We start from the raw sequence: 15,665 nt of genomic DNA, 5'->3' as shown, positions 1-15,665 counted from the left end.
TTCGGATGAGGCCACCACTCGCAGTTCATTGGAAGGTGCAACGCGGTGGCAGGATGGCCGCGAGGGGCCTCCCCATGCCCCCTACAAATCATCTGACACCTGATTGAGTGCGCGTCGCCCGGTTGCGCGACCGCGGACCCACGCGGAAGCCTCTCGGGCGGAGACGCTGGCCGTCAGGCCCACAGTTGTTCGACGCGGAAGTCCTGCGAGATCCCAGTTCCCCACTCCTCCGGGCCACAGACTGGCACATAGGTGGACGCGTGGCCGGCGGCGGCATTGGTCTGATGACCCCAGACCTTGCGCTTGTGGGGCGTCCTGTAGCCGACGAGCTGCGCCTTCGACAAGGCCCTCTGGAGCAGGTCTCCCGGGACGGGCTGTCCGAAGGGGTCCACCACGGGATGGGTGATCTGGAAGTAGTGTGTATTCCCCGCGCTTCCTTGAAAGTGATTGTACCTCCAGGGGCAGAGCCGGGGTTCGCGCACCCAGGGATCCACGACGAACCAGGGCGTCTCCCGCTTGCGGATGAGTACATAGGAATGATCCGGGGCGCTGTCGTAGTAGACACAAGCCATGATGTTGGTGGCCTTCTGGGTGACGACCCCGAGGGTGACCCAGGAGATGGCGGCGCAGACGCCGCCCTCCGCGGCCCGGGTGGCGGCCGCATACGCCGCCCCATCCCAGAGGGGCCTGTACCTGGCGGTCGGCGGCTTGTTGTCCTTCAGTTCCTGCCAGCACGTGTCCACCAGTACGTTCAGCGAGTACGCCATCGTCGGGTCCGCGCCGAACATGAACTCGTTGCCCTGCATCGTGTTGTTGGTGGGCCCCGCCTTGAGGAGCCGTCGCACCTCGCGGATGCTCAAGGCTCCGATGCGGGTCAACTCCTGGCATTCTTCGCCATAGACCGAGAGATGCCGGAAGTCCCGGGGAGGTCCCTCGAAGGCGACCATCCGCAGATGCTCGAGCCCATCCTGCATGATGCTCGCGCCAGCGCGAACGGAGTCGTCGACCTTCAGCGTGGCTTTCTCATAGGAATAGGCAGGCATGGACGGGGACTTTCTCCAGGGTGGAGGGGAAGGAGGCCGGCCAGGCCCTCTCATGCGCCGGCTCAGGAGCAAATCGCGCGCCAACCGGGCGCGAGCGTTCGCCTCCCTTCTGATGAGGCGCCACGGGGCTCCCGCTGCTTCCTGGCAGGACGCAGCCGCGTCCAGGGGCTCGCGTCCATGTCGCCCTGGAGCCGCGGAACACGGGCCGAATGTCTCCATGGAGAAGGGCAAGAGCTGCCGGCCACGCCGAGTGACCGCGGGTAGCCCTGCTTCGAAACGGTCATTGCGCGGCGGCGCGCGCACCGTGTCGCTCCGCGCAACCTCATCCCCGATTGAGTGCGCGCCGCCACCTGAGCCGCGTCCAGAGGCCGTTGGTGTGGCCGTCGGCAGATTGTCTTCCTGCGCTCCGCCACCTATACGCGCGGCGCGCCGGCTTTGCCGGGCCAACCACCCACCGGAGGAACAGGTGCATCGCCCGTCACTCAGGCGACGCACCCTGGCTCAGACGGCGCCCCGGGCTTTCGTCGCCTGCGCGAACACCTGGGCGGGAGTCACTGTCGCGGCGACCGGCTCGGTGCCGGGCACTCCGAAGTCGATCCAGCCCGAGTTGATGCCGTCCAACATCTCCTCGTAGGCCCCGGTGGTGCCGGGCGCCAGGCCCATGGCCTGCAAGCTGGACGCCCACGTCTCGCGGGGAATCGGCCGCGCCTGAACCGGCCGGCCGAGCACCTCGCTCATCGCGCGGGCGACGTCGTCCGGGCTGTACCGGGTGCCGAGCTCCACGAATTTCCTGCCGCTCCAGCCGCCGAGCAGCAGCCGGGCGACCTGGTTGCCGATATCCGCCGTGCCAACCATCGGCACGGATCGGTCCGTCGGTGCCATGAAGCTGTCGAGATACCCGGTGGAGGCAACCCTCCCGAGCCCATGGGCGTAGTTCTCCAGGAACGAGCCGGCCCGGACGAAGGCGGTGGGAAGGGGCAAGCCGTCCAACGACTCTTCGAGCAGGTGGGTGGCGGTGATGAGCCCGAGATCGCTGCGCTGCTGCGAGCCAAACGAGGACAGCACCACCAGTCGCGGCGGAGGCGCCTGGCGCAGGGCCTCGCGGAAGCTGGCAATCATGGCCTTCACCTCCGCGAAGTCCGGCGTCGGAGCGATGACCGGGGGCAGCATCAGGTAGGCCCCCTCGACTCCTTCCAGGGCCCCGGCGACGGCAGCGGCATCGTTGAGGTCTCCCCGGCGGACGTCGACGCCCTTGCGTGACCACTCCGAGGCCTTGAGCGGGTCGCGGACCAGCGCGCGCACCGAGTGCCCTTCTTCCAGCAACCGCCGCGCGGCCGCGCCACCGACCTTGCCGGTGATTCCTGACACGAGAAACATGAACTGGGTCTCCTCTCCACCTCGGCGGCGTTGGAATGTCCCAGGCCGCACGGGTGACTCGCCGGCTTCCGCCGGTGTCTTCACGCAGATACGTAGCCCGTGTTCCCGTGGCGCATTAGTATGCTTCGCGGAAAGCGATTGATGCCATGGATGCACGAATCGACCTGGACCTGAACGACGTCGCCCTTTTCGTGCGCGTCGTCCAGGCGCGCAGCTTCACTGCCGCCGCCCGCGAGCGCGGTGTCCCGGGCTCGACGGTGAGCCGGCGCATCGCGCGGCTCGAGTCCGTGCTCGGCATCCGGCTCCTCGAGCGAACGACGCGCAGCCTTCGCCTCACCGACGCGGGGCGCGCGTACTTCGAACATGCCGAGCGGGCGGTCGACGACGTCTGGCAGGGGACGGACCACGTCCGCGAGCTCCGCAAGGAGCCGCGCGGTCGCGTGCGAATCCTGGCCCCCATCGTCCTCGGCGCCGCCGTGGCGAATGTCGTCTACGCCTGTCTCGCGAAGCATCCGGGCGTGTCCATCGACCTCGAGCTCGACGAGCGGCGGGTCGACCTGCTCGCCGAGGGTTACGACCTCGCGATTCTCGCGGGGAAGGTGGTGGACAGCACCGACTTCGTCGCGCGCGAGCTGTGGAGGTCGAGCCGGAAGCTGCTCTTCGCGAGCCCGCGTTACCTCGAGGCGCGCGGCACGCCGCGCCGGCTGGAAGACCTGGCACGCCACGACTGCATCGCGACGCGCGCGACCGATGGGTTCGCGACGTGGACATTGACCCGGGGACGCCGCAAACAGCGAATCACCCTGGCGCCACGCTTCTATGTGAACGAGTTCTCAGCCGCCCACCGTGCGGTGCTCGCCGGAGTCGGCATCGCGATGCTCCCGGAGGTGCGCTGCGCCGAGGACGTCGCCGCGAAGCGGCTCGTCCGCGTCCTTGACGGCTACGAAGGTGAGTCGGGCGGTGTCCACCTCCTCTATCGCGCCCATCGCTCGCTGACCGCGGCGGTCCGTGCGTGCATCGACCACTTCCTCGAAGAGCTGCCGGCCACCGACCCGGCCCGCGTCGCCCACAAGGGTCGCGCCTGAAGCGAGACTGGCCTCAACTCCAGCCCGCACCCTCCACATGGCTTCCATCCCGCCTCTACGCCACTGAGTGCGCTCTGCCCGGACCTACTGAGGAGCGTCAGTCGCGCCGTGTCGGCTCGCAACACTCGAGCGCACTCAGCGTCCAGCGCTTCAGGAGCGTGCCGGACCCCCACGAAACGAGGGCCCCGTCGCCGTCTTCGCATATTTCGCCCGACAATCCGCTGTATTCATCGACGATGACGGGGTCGCCCTCTTCGGAAGGATCCATCCAGACGGCAACGGTGCGGCGGTGGTCGTCGGCAGGGGTGACCGTGTGCCAGACGCACGCGAGCCGAGTGCCGCCCAGCGCGATGGCGTGCTGCACCACGCCCCAGGCCCGTAGCTGCCCGGCATGGCCGCCGAACCGCGCCGTCACCACGCTGCCGAGCACCAGGTCGTAGCCGGTCTTGGCGGCCGCCCTCGCGAAGGCGTGCGCCGACGTCTGCGGGTACACGCAAAGAAAGTCCCCGAGAGCGACGATCCCCTCGACGTCCGAGGAGACCTCCGTCTCCCATCGAACCTTGCCCGCCGCGACATCGAGCGTCGACAGGCGACCGTTGCCCGCCAGGTGAAGCCACCCGTGGTCGGCGTCGGCTGCGTATGTGCCCGAGCGCTCGTAGAAGCGCGGCGCGGCCCGACACGCGACGCGTCCATACTCCTCGAGGGCCGAATCCAGAATGAGGACCTCGTTCTGCAATCGGACGATCACCCATTCGCCGAGCACCGCGACCCCCGACACGTTCGCCGCCGGGAACGACAAGCTGGCCCGCTCCCTCAGCGTGAGATCGAACACCTTGACCAACCGGTGCGTCCACGCGACGTACCACTCGCCCAGACGAGCACCTTCCGGACGAAGACCTTCGGGTCGCTCGTCGACCTGGATCACGTGGCAGGCGCCGGTGAGCGCATTGAGTCTCACGAGCTTGTTCCCGGAAGGGAAGATCGCCTCGCCCGGCAGCCCGGGAAGGGCCCTGTTCAAATTCGCCGAAGCGGAGATCTCGGACGGCAACGCCGTCCCTGCCAGTGTCACTTCATCGTCGGCGCCGAGAACGTAGGCGAGATTCGTCGATTTCCAGTCGCGGTGACAGTGAAACTGCCCCCCTGTCAGCTCCCATACGCTGGCTGAGCGGCGGTGGGGCAATTCAGGCCAGCGCAACGGGGTCGGCGGAAGGTCTTGAACCGCGTCCCCCCGGACGATGTGCGCGCCCGCACTCGTGTCGACGAAGAGCGCGCCGTTGCGCAGCCGCGACGCGTGGCCGATGGGGCTTGCGAAGCGAATCGTGCTTGTGGGTGAGGGGAGCTCGGGTTGTCGGGTCACGACTGGACAACGTACGCGGCTTCCAGCGTTTATCAACCGCTTCGGGTCGAGCTTGCGCGGAGATCTCCAACCTGGAAGTCGAGTCAGAGCCTCAGGGGCCCCAGCTCGTGAGGCACCGCCACGGCATGCCCTGGCGATGGCAGCGCCAGCAGCCGCAGCGCCCCATCGTGCCAGCGCATGAAGCACAGCTCCGGCGACTCCAGGGGCCGACCGAAGTCGAAGTGGACGCGCATCGGCCCGGCCTCGACGGACTCCTTCACGGTGACGTGGAGCCCGTGAAGCCGTACCTCCGTCCCGGGCGCTGGCGAGACGTCCCGGTGCACCTGCTCCCAGAAGCCGACCTTCCTCTCGTCCGTGCGCACCACGAGGTCGAGGCTGCTGTCAGACGTGCGCTCCACCTCATGGTCATGAGGCGCCGAGCTGAGCAGTTGGAAGTGCCGGGGCGACCGGCCCAGGAGGATCATGGCCGCCGGGGCGAAGCTGGCGATGGTGGGGTCGGCCCCAGCCACCAGGACGAGGGTGCCGTCACACGGTGGGGCCGCGCGAGCGATGCTCCACTGGGCCTCGGCAATCTGGCCGAGCACCACGCCCATGACCACCCGGAACAGCGGCCCCGTGAGGAAGTGCCCGAGTCCGAGCACGACGACCATCGTCCGGAGCCCCACGCGCGTCAGCCGCGTGCGTCCCGGCTCTCGCGAGGCCTCCCAGCCCCGGACGAGCAACACAGCCACCAGGGCGGTGCCCGCCAGCAGGGGAATCACCAGCACCCGGCCACCGACGACGCCCACCGCGCCAGGGACGACCGAAGCCAGCCCGCCGGGGAGCAGCCAGCGCAGCGTGTTCCGCTCCAGCTCCGACAGACGTCCGCGCAGGGCACGGAGCAGCAGCAATGCGCCAAGCGTGACGAGCCCACCCCACACGGCGAAGACGGGCTGCAGGTGCGGCACCGACGCGACGGCGTCGGAGGGCGTGGCCACGACCAATTCGCCCAGGAGGACGAGCACGCGCTGGCCCACGTTCGACAGGAAGGTCCCCGGCGCGCCCGCGGGCGTCAGGTACGCGGCGCTGCCTCGCGCGCCGTAGCCCCGGGCCGCGTAGAAGGTGAGGTACACCGCCACCACGACGGCGAAGGGTGCCAGGGCCACGGCCGCTCGACGCCAGCCCTCGCGACGGCCGAACACCTCATAGGCGCCGAGCATCGCCACCGCACCGATCGCCGGCTCCCCCGCGAGCAGCGACACCACGATCATCAGCGGGGCTAGGAGGCGTCCCGGCCTCCAGCCGTCTTCCCGGGCGCGCAGGTGGAACGCCAGGGCCAGCACGCCCGGCACCCCGGACACGAGCGGATGCCGCGCCGCGAGCCACGCCACCGGCATCAGGTGCGCCGCGGCCACGGCGTAGCCGACGGTCGCCACCGCGGCCAGCGGCACGGGCAGCAGGCGCCGGTGCAACCAGCCCACTACCGCCACCATCCCCAGGAACCACAGGAGGCTGTGCAGGTGGGCGGGGAGGGGCGCGTCGCCGAAGAGCCAGGTGTCCAGGGTGATCAGCGCACTGGTCAGCGGTCGGAAGAACCGCACCGTCAGCACGTCGGACGTCCACCACGGCAGCAGGCCGGACTCCCGGAGCGCCGCCGGTGAGGTCTTCGCCGTGCCCACGAACTCGTAGAGGCTCAGGGGTCCCCAGTCGCCGTACTCGCGGAGCTGCCCGGAGAGGATGATGCGGTGGAGCAGGTCATCGAGCAGGAGCCCCACGTTCAGCGAGGGCAACGACACCAGCACCCCGAGCCCCATGGCCAGGTACAGCGACTGGGGCCAGCGCCACCAGGAGTGCGTCCGTGTGGCTTCGTCTGTTCGTGGGCTTCTGCCCGCTGCGTCCCCGGTCTCCGGCATGAACGTGGCTCGTCTCCGTGTGCCGCGGAGGTGAGCCTACCCCGAAGAGGGATGCGCGCGTGCCGCCGCGCTACTTGCAGTCCAGGGTGATGGTGAAGGTGTAGGCCACATCGATGGGCTTGCCCTTGTACACGACGGGCGGGAACTTGCTGCGGTGCAGCGCGTCCACGAGGTGCTCGGTCATCAGCGGCACCGGCTTCTTGACGACGCAGTCCCTGACATCACCGGTGGCCTTGATGACGCATTGGATGACCGCCTTGCCCGAGACGTGGGCCGCCTTCGCTTCGTCCGTGCAACTGGGAATGGTGCTGGAGGCAGGCGCTGGAGGTGTCTCGGCGGTCCGGTGGGCCGCGCAGCCAGGGGCGAGGAAGAGCAGGGCGGCCAGCCCGGAGCCGGCGAGCTGGTTGCGGGAGAAAGACGCGTGCATGTAGGCGCCGCATATCATGGCGCGGCTCCCGCCTCCGAGGCATTGCCCTCCGTCCCGGCTTCCTCCACCATGGCGCGCGGAGGTGGAACGTGAATCAGGATTCAGGTCGGTGTGCCCTCGTGACGGGCGCGGCGAATGGTATCGGCCTCGCGGTGGCGGAGAGCCTGGCGTCCCAGGGTGTGCGCGTGCTGCTGGCGGACCTCGACGAGGACGCCGGCACCGCGGCGGCGCAGCGGCTTCCGGGGGCTCGCTACCAGTGGGCGGACGTCTCGTCCCGCGAGGACTGCCGCGCCCTGGTGGCGACCGCCGAGCGCGAGTGGGGCCGGCTGGACATCCTCGTCAACAACGCCGGCCTCCAGCACGTGTCCCCGGTGGAGGAGTTCCCCGAGGACCGCTGGGAGCAGCTCATCCGCATCATGCTCGTCGGCCCGTTCCTGCTCACGCGCTACGCCCTGCCGCTGATGTACGAGCGCAAGTGGGGGCGCATCATCAACGTGTCCTCGCTCCACGGGCTCGTGGCCTCGCCGTACAAGTCCGCGTACGTCTCCGCCAAGCACGGCCTCATGGGGCTGACGAAGACGGTGGCCCTCGAGGCCGCCGACAAGGGCGTGACGGTGAACGCCGTGTGCCCCAGCTACGTGCGCACGCCCCTGGTGGAGAAGCAGATTGCCGACCAGGCGCGCGTCCACGGAATCACCGCGGCGGAAGTCGTCGAGAAGATCATGCTCGCCCCCGCCGCCGTGAAGCGGCTCCTCGAGCCCTCCGAGGTCGCCGCCTACATCTCCTTCCTGTGCTCGGACGCCGCGGGCGGCATCACCGGGGCGGCACAGGTGATGGACTGCGGCTGGACGGCTCGCTGAGCGCCGTCTCGCCAGGGCTCGCGAGGGGCGGGGCCTCCGCGAGCTCCTCCCGGAAGGTCTCCGCCGACAGCCAGACGGAGACCAGGGTGATGACGGCCAGCACCACCATGTAGAGCGACACCGGCCACGCCTGTCCGCCCGAGCGCGCCAGCAGCGCGGTGGCGACGACGGGCGACAGCCCTCCGGCGAACACCGACGCCAGTTGGTAGCCCAGCGACGCGCCGCTGTAGCGCACGCGGGTGCCGAACAGCTCGGAGAAGAAGCTCGCCTGCGGGCCGTACATGGCCGCGTGCGCGACGATGCCCAGGCAGATGGCCAGCCAGATGAGCCCCGTCTCCTTCGTGTCGAGCAGCCAGAAGAAGGGGAACGCCATCAGCCCGCAGCCCACCGCGCCCGCCAGGTATACCGGCCGGCGGCCGAAGCGGTCCGACGCGGCGCCGAACGCGGGAATCGCCACCAGGTGCACCGACATGGCGATCAGCACCCCGTTGAGGAACGTGGAGCGCGGCAGCCCCAGCCGCTCGGTGCCGTACGAGAGGACGAACGTGGTGATGATGTAGAAGAAGCCGTTCTCCGCGAAGCGCGCCCCCATCGCCAGGAGGATCTGCTTCGGGTACGTCCGCAGCGCGTCCAGCACCGGGATGCGTGGGGCCGCGGCCTCCGGCTTGCGGTTCTGGAACACGGGGGACTCGGCCACGCGCAGGCGGATGAACACGCCCATGCCGATGAGCAGCGAGCTGAGCAGGAAGGGGATGCGCCAGCCCCACGCGAGGAACTGCGCTTCCGACAGGCGCGAGAAGACGGAAAACACGGCCGTGGCCAGCAGCATGCCCGCCGGTGCCCCCATCTGCGGCCAGCTCCCGTAGAAGCCCCGGCGATTCGGCGGCGCGTGCTCCACCGCCATCAGCACTGCGCCGCCCCACTCGCCGCCCAGGCCGAAGCCCTGCACCAGCCGCAGCAGCACGAGCAGCGCCGGTGCCCAGATGCCCAGCGTGTCGTAGGTGGGCAGCAGGCCCACGGCGAAGGTGGCCAGGCCCATCAACATCAGCGTGGCGCTGAGCATGGCCTTGCGGCCCAGCTTGTCGCCGTAGTGGCCGAACACCACGCCGCCCAGCGGACGGGCGACGAAGCCGACGGCGAAGGTGCCGAAGGCCGCCATCGTCCCCGCCAGCGGGTCCAGGGAGGGGAAGAAGAGGCGGTTGAACACCAGCGCCGCCGCCGTCCCGTAGAGGAAGAAGTCGTACCACTCGATGGCGGTGCCGATGAAGCTCGCCACCGCCACCTTGATGATGGAGTCCTGCCGCTGCTGCGTGGGTTCCATGCCTTCCCCTCCCGTTTCCAACGACATGATTACAGCAGCAGGCGGAGCGTCATGAAGTACGAGGCGTCAATCTCGTCCTCTTCGTTGTCCTGCTTCTTCTGGTAGCGCGCGTAGCGGGCGCCCAGCGCCACGTCCTCGGTGAACCAGTAGGTGCCGCCGATGTTGAGGTACGTCTGCGTCGTGCGGGTGACGGGCTCGGTGGCGGCCGAGTCCCCGGTGGGGGGCACGAAGCTGGGCGAGCGGTCCGACACGCGCGCAATCTGGAAGCCCACGCCCGAGCGGCCCTGCACGTTGAAGTCCACGCCGGCCGACAGCGACGTCGCCGTGTAGCGCGTGCCCAGCAGCTGGTCCGCGAAGCCCGGCGTGCTGTTGGTGACGTCGTTCTGCACCCGGGCGATGTTGAAGAACGGGGTGATGAAGAGGGGGATGCCCACGTTGGTGTGCAGCTTCAGCAGCACGTTGCCGCGCAGGTTGTTGCCGTGCAGCAGCGGGTCCGTGCGCGACGTCGTCTGGTAGTTCACGTCGAAGACCTGGGCCATGGCCTTGGCCTCGAACAGCTCGTGCGTGTACGCGATGGACGGGCTGAGGACCTGGAAGTGCAGGTCGTCATCCGGCTGGCCGTTGCGGTAGTTGCCCAGGGGCCGCTCCCAGAAGCGGCTGCCGCCGCCGAACGAGCCGCCCACCTGGTAGGAGCTGGACGTGCTCAGCGGGTTGGCGGCCGTGAAGCCCAGGCCCACCCGGAAGCCCTTCCAGTCATACGCCGCCTGCGCGCCCTGGCCGCGGTTGAAGCCGCTGTAGAGGAGCGGATCTCGCGTGTACTTGTCCGCGAGAAACGTGTCCGCGACGTGGGTGGAGATGTAGTCCACGCTGGCCGGGTCCACGACGATGCCGGCCTCCACCGTCGCATTCCAGCGCTGCAGGCGGATGACCTGGTCGCGGACGCTGAAGGACGCGGTGCCCTCCCAGACGCCCGAGCCGTGCGCGCGGATGTTGCGCTCGAACTCGCTCTTGAAGGAGACGTAGGGGCCCAGACGGCCCTCGAAGCCGAAGCGCGTGAGGGCCACCGTCGTCGCGCGGCTCTCGCGGTTGCGGTTGAGCGTCTGGATGAGGTTCTCCACGTGGATGCCGCCCGCGAGCGCGAGCAGCGGCTTCACGTAGAAGGTCTCGTTGCCCACGGCGATGCGCGGCCGGACGACGGGCGGGGGCGCGGTGTCGATGACCTCGCTCGTGCCCGCCATCTCCTCGGGGGTGGGGACCTTCTCGGGCGTGTCGGCCTTCTCGGCCGGCGCGGGCGCGGGGGCCTCGCTGGTGGCTGCGGGAGCGGCATTGGGAGCCTGGGGCGCGTCAGTGGCGGGCGCCGCCGGAGCGGCCTCGGTGCTGGCGGGGGCGGGGGTCTGGGCCCAGGCAGCCGGCACGGTGCCCAGGGCCAGCGCGCACAGGGTCGCGGTGAAGGGGAGTCGCTTCATTGGGTGTGCTCGGGAAGGAGAGGGGAGACTACGACCGGCCCCGCCGCGTGACTTCACGCGACGGGGCCGGCCCTGCTGCCTTGGGGGGGAGGGGGGAATGCGCGCGTTACTGGGCCAGGTACCGCAGCACCAGGTCCAGGCCCGCGCTGGAGCGCATGGAGCCGAAGTGGTTCGCGATGAAGCCCTTGTTGAAGTAGCCGCTGGTGTCGTAGTCGCTCAGCGTGGTGAGCGTGTTCGTCACGCAGCCTTCCATCTCGATGCGCGAGGCGGCCTCGGAGACGTAGAAGTCCTGGTAGTTGGTGCCCTTCGTCTTGTCCGTCATCGTGATGGTGAAGTACTTCACGACGTTGTTGCCGCACTGGCCCGTCTTGCCGAAGGCGTAGTCACCGTCCGCGCAGGGGGTGGCGAAGAGGTCGCGGGGGCCGTTGAGCGGCTTGTGGAAGTACGTCTGCACGTAGTTGGAGCGGCTGCCCATCTCGCAGACGATGGTGCCGCGCATGGTGTCGTTGGCGGCGCACAGCGAGTTGGGCTGGGTGTCGTAGGTGGACACGCCGTGGTTGGCGCCCGAGCCGAGGATGACGTGGCTCAGCTGAGGGAAGGGGTTGACGCCGCCCGAGCGGCCGGAGCTCCACTCCACGTACTGGCGGCGCAGGGCGTCGCGCACGACGGTGACACCCAGCGAGTGGCCGATGAGGGCCACCTTGCGGTTGGGGTTGTTCTTCATCACCGCCTTCACGAGCGACTGGAGGATGGGCGTGGCCCAGCCGTGGTCGATGTTGCCCGCGGCGTTCTGCGTGGTGCTGTTGGCGGCCGGGTCGATGGTGGTGACGATGTCCGTGCGGAAGTCCACGGCGATGACGCGGTAGCGCAGCGCGATGAGCTTCTCCGCCAGCTGCTCCCGCGCGGTGGTGTCCGCGGTGAACTGGACGTTCTCCGTGGCGGTGTTGACGGAGGTGCCCGCTGGGAGGACGAACTTCTCCCAGGTGTGCGGGCGCGTGGAGTTGCCGTGCACGAGGATGATGATGGGCTTGGCGCTGTCCTCGTTGTTCTGGGTGTACTCCTTGGCCGCGCAGGGATAGCCGTCGATCTTCGCCTTGTCGCCGCCGATATAGTCCGTGGCCGCGTTGGGGCCGCCGAAGGCCACCGCGCCGGTCCACTTGCCGTCGTTGTTGCCGTCCTTGTACGGCGTGGTGCCGGCGGTGTTGGCCTTGTCGTAGTAGAGGTTGTCCACCGAGCAGCCCTGGTGGTTCGTCAGCGGGCGGTAGTGGCCGTCATAGGTGCGGTAGGTGTCCTGGGTCTGCGGCGCGGTGGTGGTGATCTCCGCCATCTCCGGCGCGTCCTGGATGGACCAGGTGGAGATGTCGATGCCCGCCGCCTGGACCTCCGCCGTCTTCGCCGCGATGCGCTCGCGACAGGCCTTCACCTCGGCCGACGCCTCGTCGACGGGCGGCTTGTCCTCGCCCGGATCCTGGTTCTGACACGCCAGCCCGCACAGCCCGAAGACCACCGCCACAGCACGAATACTCATGCGACGCGTTGCCATTTGTAGCTCCGTTGCAATCGCTTACAGGGTTCGATGGAAGTGCGGGTGATTCCCGCCGGCGAAGCACACCGGATAGCGGGAAGCCCCGGCCTGCGGCGTGGACACTCAGCGCCGCAAGTAGAGGATTCGTACCAAACCCGGAGCGTCGGGAGCAAACCGGAGTTGAAGACTGATTCATCTTTCGGCCGCCGCGAGTTGAAGCCTGATTCAGTATTGCGGCGCGTCACGAGTCAGAGTTGAAGCCTGATTCAGTATTGCAGTGCGTCAGGGGTTGGGTGGCGTGAGGTGGGCGTCGCGGTGCGTCAGGTGTTGCGAAGCCAGGTACCCATCGCGGCGCGTCATGGGTGTACGTTTGGCCCCTGGACTCCGACGTCACCAGGAAGGCGCACACCGAATGAATCCACGTCATCTCAGCCGCGGGGAGTTCCTCGCCCTCACCGGCCTGCTGTCCGGCTCGGCGCTGCTGCGTGGCACCGCGGAGGCCGCCACGCCCCCCGCGCCCGCGCCGGCGAAGAGTGCGTCCGCCGCGCCGCCGTCGCGGGCGGAAATCGAGAAGATCCGCCGCGAGTGCCGCGCGTCGCTGACGCTCGGAGGCCCCACTGACGCGGGCGCGGAGCTCATCCGCATTGGCGAGTGGGTGAAGCGCCAGGGCGTGTCGCGCGACTACTACGGCAATGGTGAGTTCATCCAGGCGTTCGAGAAGCGCGTCGCGGCCATGCTCGGCTTCGAGGACGGCTGCTACATGCCCACGGGCACCATGGGCCAGTTGTGCGTGCTGCGCATGTACGCGGACGCGAGCGGCAACCGGCGCGTGGGCGTGCATCCCTCGTCCCACCACGTGCTGCACGAGGACGACGCCCACGCGGTGCTGCACGGGCTGCGCGAGGTCATCCTCTGCCCGTGGACGCGTCCGGTGCTGGCCAGCGACGTGCTCGACGCGAAGGAGCCGCTGGGGACCGTCAGCGTCGAGCTGCCGGTGCGGTGGCTGGGCGGGCAGCTCCAGACGTGGGAGCAGTTGGAGGAGCTGAAGCGCACCTGCCGCGAGAAGGGCGTGAAGCTCCACATGGACGGTGCGCGGCTATGGGAGAGCCAGCCGTTCTACGGGCGCTCGTACGCGGACATCTGCCGCGGCTTCGACTCCGTCTACGTGTCCTTCTACAAGATGGTGGGCGCGCTCGGCGGGGCCATGGTGCTGGGCAGCGCCGACTTCGTCAAAACCGCGCGCCTCTGGCGGCACCGGCACGGCGGCAACCTCTTCCAGATGCTGCCCTACGTGGCGTCCGCCGCCATGCGCCTGGACGAAGTGCTGCCCCGCATCCCCGAGTACGCGAAGCGCGCGAAGTCGCTGACGGAGGCGATTGCCGCCGACTCGCGCATCACCGTGCTGCCACGTCCGGTGCAGACCAACATGTTCCGCGTCTACCTGCGCGGCGACCCGGGGGCGCTGTCCCGTCAGCGGGACAGGATTGCTCGCGAGGACAAGATCTGGGTGGCCGGCGGCTTCAGCACCACGCGCGTGCCCGGCGTCGTCGAGACGGAGCTGCAGGTGGGCGAGGAGGTGGTGGGGAGCAACGTCAAGGACGCGGACATCGCGCGCGCCTTCTCGCGGCTGCTCGAAGGGACGTGAGCGGCCGGCCGGGTGGAGGGCAGGCAGCCAGGCTCACGGAAGGAACGAAGCGCGCCCGACACTCCCGGGCGCGGTGGGTTGCGGAGGCTTCGTCCTGCGTTAACTCAGATGCATGACCGAAGTTCAGCCGACATCGCGTGACTACAAGATTCCGGAGGGCTGCCCGGTGTGCTCGGCGGACCTACCGGTGCGAGTGTCCGCGTCAGGGCCGAGCGCCGTCTGCAAGCACTGCGGGTGGTTCGGCCGTCCCACCATCACCGTCACCCATGGCGGGCTCCGCGTCTCCGTCGAGGGAGAGCGGGCCTAGACGTCCTAGGGCTGGGGCTCCCCCGGAGCTTGCGAGCCCGGCTCGCAGTAGCTGCGCGGAGGCCCCTTGTCATTCAGCTCCAACGGCTCCAGGTCACCACTCAAACGTCGTGCCGACGATCGTCTCGCAGCGTGGCGGTCCACCGAAGCCACCCCCCAGGAATGGCTCGTTTCCCCACTGGGGCTCGCGGTCGTACACCTTGCGATCGATGAATCCGAAGCAGGCGCTCATGCAGGGAAAACCAGCGCTCTCCCTGAAGGTCATGCCGGTGTCCGGATTCCTGTAGAGAATGCTCCCGGTGAAGGGGCTCGAGCACGTCTTCAGGTAGCTCAAGCGGTAGACGAAGCAGCTGGAGTTCGGTACCGCGAAGGTACCCCACGCGTTGCCCCAGATGTCCGATGAGTAGGCCTTCGCATACAGCTGCATGCCGTAGACATTGGCCGGGTGGTTCATGACGTAGGCCTGCCTGCTGTCACCACTCGGAATGTCGGCGAGGACGCCCGCATGCTTGGCAATGCCGGTGAATGCGCACTCCCTCGGGTCGATGCTGCTCCACCTGCCGCATTGATACGTGGGATCCGCACAGGCACCGAAGCCACTGCCATAGGCATTGCAGGTCTGCTCGCCCTGCGCACAATGGGAAGTGCCTGCCGAGCCCCGGTAGTCGCAGGCCCGCTTCTCCCCTGGCGTACACACTCCACACGGAAGTTGGGTGCAGGCGCCGTAGGTGTTTCCGTCGGAGTTACAGGTCTTCTGGCCGCACGCCCCCGCCTCGGGCTGGCAGCTCGTTACCGAGCCGGGGACGCACCTGCAATTGGTCGTTCCGCCGCCCGTGCACGGACCATGGTCCGTACCATCATCCAAGCAGACCTTCTGCCCCACGCAGCCATGGATGTTCGGACACGAGCGGGTGCGCCCGGGTTCGCAAAGGTGCTCAGGGTCACCGGGGTCATGGGGGTCGTCGTCGTCGCCGCAGTCGTCGCATCGAATCGCTTGGGGCTCCGACTCGACTTCGGCCTCTTCTGCTTCCAACGGGGGCCCGCATCCGGAGGCTGCTGTCAGCGCCAGCAGCGTCATGATTGCGACGTGGAGAAAAACGTGGGGTGCCTCTCGTCGCATGAACCTCTCCTCGGGTTGACGGCTCGGCAAAGCTCGGGAGGACCGCTCCCTTTGCTTCGCGCCCCTCGATAGAGCGCCCAGGAGGCTCGGTGTGACGGTGTCAGGCTGAAGGGGTTGGCGGAGCTCCTCCGCACGGACATACCGGCCGATGAGCACCTGAAGGTCCGAGGGGCACACGAACTTGGACCCGTGGGGTGAAAATCCGGGCAAGGCCGGCGGACGATTATTTTCGCCGGGCCTG

13 protein-coding genes are annotated in these 15,665 nt (G+C 68.7%); 4 read left to right on the top strand and 9 right to left on the bottom strand.

Going from position 1 to position 15,665, the window contains the following annotated elements:
• Positions 1-173: 173 nt before the first annotated feature.
• Positions 174-1,043 (bottom strand): hypothetical protein, encoded by an 870-nt coding sequence (locus OV427_RS46495; RefSeq protein ID WP_267862687.1) that lies wholly within the window; start codon positions 1,041-1,043, stop codon positions 174-176.
• 501 nt (positions 1,044-1,544) lie between these two features.
• Complete coding sequence (locus OV427_RS46490) at positions 1,545-2,420, bottom strand: NmrA family NAD(P)-binding protein (protein ID WP_267862686.1); 876 nt, start codon at positions 2,418-2,420, stop codon at positions 1,545-1,547.
• 146 nt (positions 2,421-2,566) lie between these two features.
• Here OV427_RS46490 and OV427_RS46485 point away from each other — a divergent pair, with 146 nt between their 5' ends.
• Positions 2,567-3,505, top strand: coding sequence for a LysR family transcriptional regulator (locus OV427_RS46485; protein ID WP_267862685.1), 939 nt, complete (start codon positions 2,567-2,569; stop codon positions 3,503-3,505).
• 97 nt (positions 3,506-3,602) lie between these two features.
• Here the strand turns inward: OV427_RS46485 and OV427_RS46480 are convergent, their stop codons facing one another.
• The 3 genes from OV427_RS46480 to OV427_RS46470 form a co-directional block, all read right to left on the bottom strand.
• Positions 3,603-4,862 (bottom strand): hypothetical protein, encoded by a 1,260-nt coding sequence (locus tag OV427_RS46480; protein WP_267862684.1) that lies wholly within the window; start codon positions 4,860-4,862, stop codon positions 3,603-3,605.
• A gap of 83 nt (positions 4,863-4,945) precedes the next feature.
• A complete protein-coding gene (locus tag OV427_RS46475; RefSeq protein WP_267862683.1) occupies positions 4,946-6,754 on the bottom strand; it encodes a hypothetical protein in 1,809 nt (602 codons plus the stop codon).
• Between the two features lie 70 nt (positions 6,755-6,824).
• A complete protein-coding gene (locus OV427_RS46470; RefSeq protein ID WP_267862682.1) occupies positions 6,825-7,181 on the bottom strand; it encodes an energy transducer TonB in 357 nt (118 codons plus the stop codon).
• An 89-nt stretch (positions 7,182-7,270) separates the two neighbouring features.
• Between OV427_RS46470 and OV427_RS46465 the strand changes: the two genes are divergently transcribed.
• Entirely contained in the window at positions 7,271-8,041 is a 771-nt protein-coding gene (locus tag OV427_RS46465; RefSeq protein ID WP_267862681.1) for a 3-hydroxybutyrate dehydrogenase, read from the top strand.
• On the opposite strand, the gene OV427_RS46460 is transcribed toward OV427_RS46465, so the two are convergent.
• From OV427_RS46460 to OV427_RS46450, 3 genes are all read right to left on the bottom strand, one after another.
• Positions 7,995-9,362 (bottom strand): MFS transporter, encoded by a 1,368-nt coding sequence (locus tag OV427_RS46460; protein WP_267862680.1) that lies wholly within the window; start codon positions 9,360-9,362, stop codon positions 7,995-7,997. The genes OV427_RS46465 and OV427_RS46460 overlap by 47 nt on opposite strands.
• A gap of 29 nt (positions 9,363-9,391) precedes the next feature.
• Positions 9,392-10,828, bottom strand: a complete 1,437-nt coding sequence (locus tag OV427_RS46455) for a hypothetical protein (protein ID WP_267862679.1) — start codon at positions 10,826-10,828, stop codon at positions 9,392-9,394.
• Positions 10,829-10,934: 106 nt separating this feature from the next.
• The gene (locus OV427_RS46450; RefSeq protein ID WP_267862678.1) at positions 10,935-12,356 is read right to left on the bottom strand and encodes an esterase/lipase family protein; all 1,422 of its coding nucleotides are present in this window, start codon (positions 12,354-12,356) and stop codon (positions 10,935-10,937) included.
• Between the two features lie 409 nt (positions 12,357-12,765).
• On the opposite strand from OV427_RS46450, the gene OV427_RS46445 reads away from it, so the two are divergent.
• Positions 12,766-13,998, top strand: a complete 1,233-nt coding sequence (locus OV427_RS46445; RefSeq protein ID WP_267862677.1) for a threonine aldolase family protein — start codon at positions 12,766-12,768, stop codon at positions 13,996-13,998.
• Between the two features lie 112 nt (positions 13,999-14,110).
• Positions 14,111-14,305 (top strand): hypothetical protein, encoded by a 195-nt coding sequence (locus tag OV427_RS46440; RefSeq protein WP_267862676.1) that lies wholly within the window; start codon positions 14,111-14,113, stop codon positions 14,303-14,305.
• 93 nt (positions 14,306-14,398) lie between these two features.
• On the opposite strand, the gene OV427_RS46435 is transcribed toward OV427_RS46440, so the two are convergent.
• Entirely contained in the window at positions 14,399-15,424 is a 1,026-nt protein-coding gene (locus OV427_RS46435; RefSeq protein ID WP_267862675.1) for a hypothetical protein, read from the bottom strand.
• Positions 15,425-15,665: the final 241 nt, after the last annotated feature.

The sequence above is a fragment of the Pyxidicoccus sp. MSG2 genome (assembly GCF_026626705.1).
In the GTDB taxonomy this organism is placed as follows: Bacteria; Myxococcota; Myxococcia; order Myxococcales; family Myxococcaceae; genus Myxococcus.
Note: the sequence above shows the minus strand (reverse complement) of the source record. Positions and strands in the feature narration are given on the sequence as shown.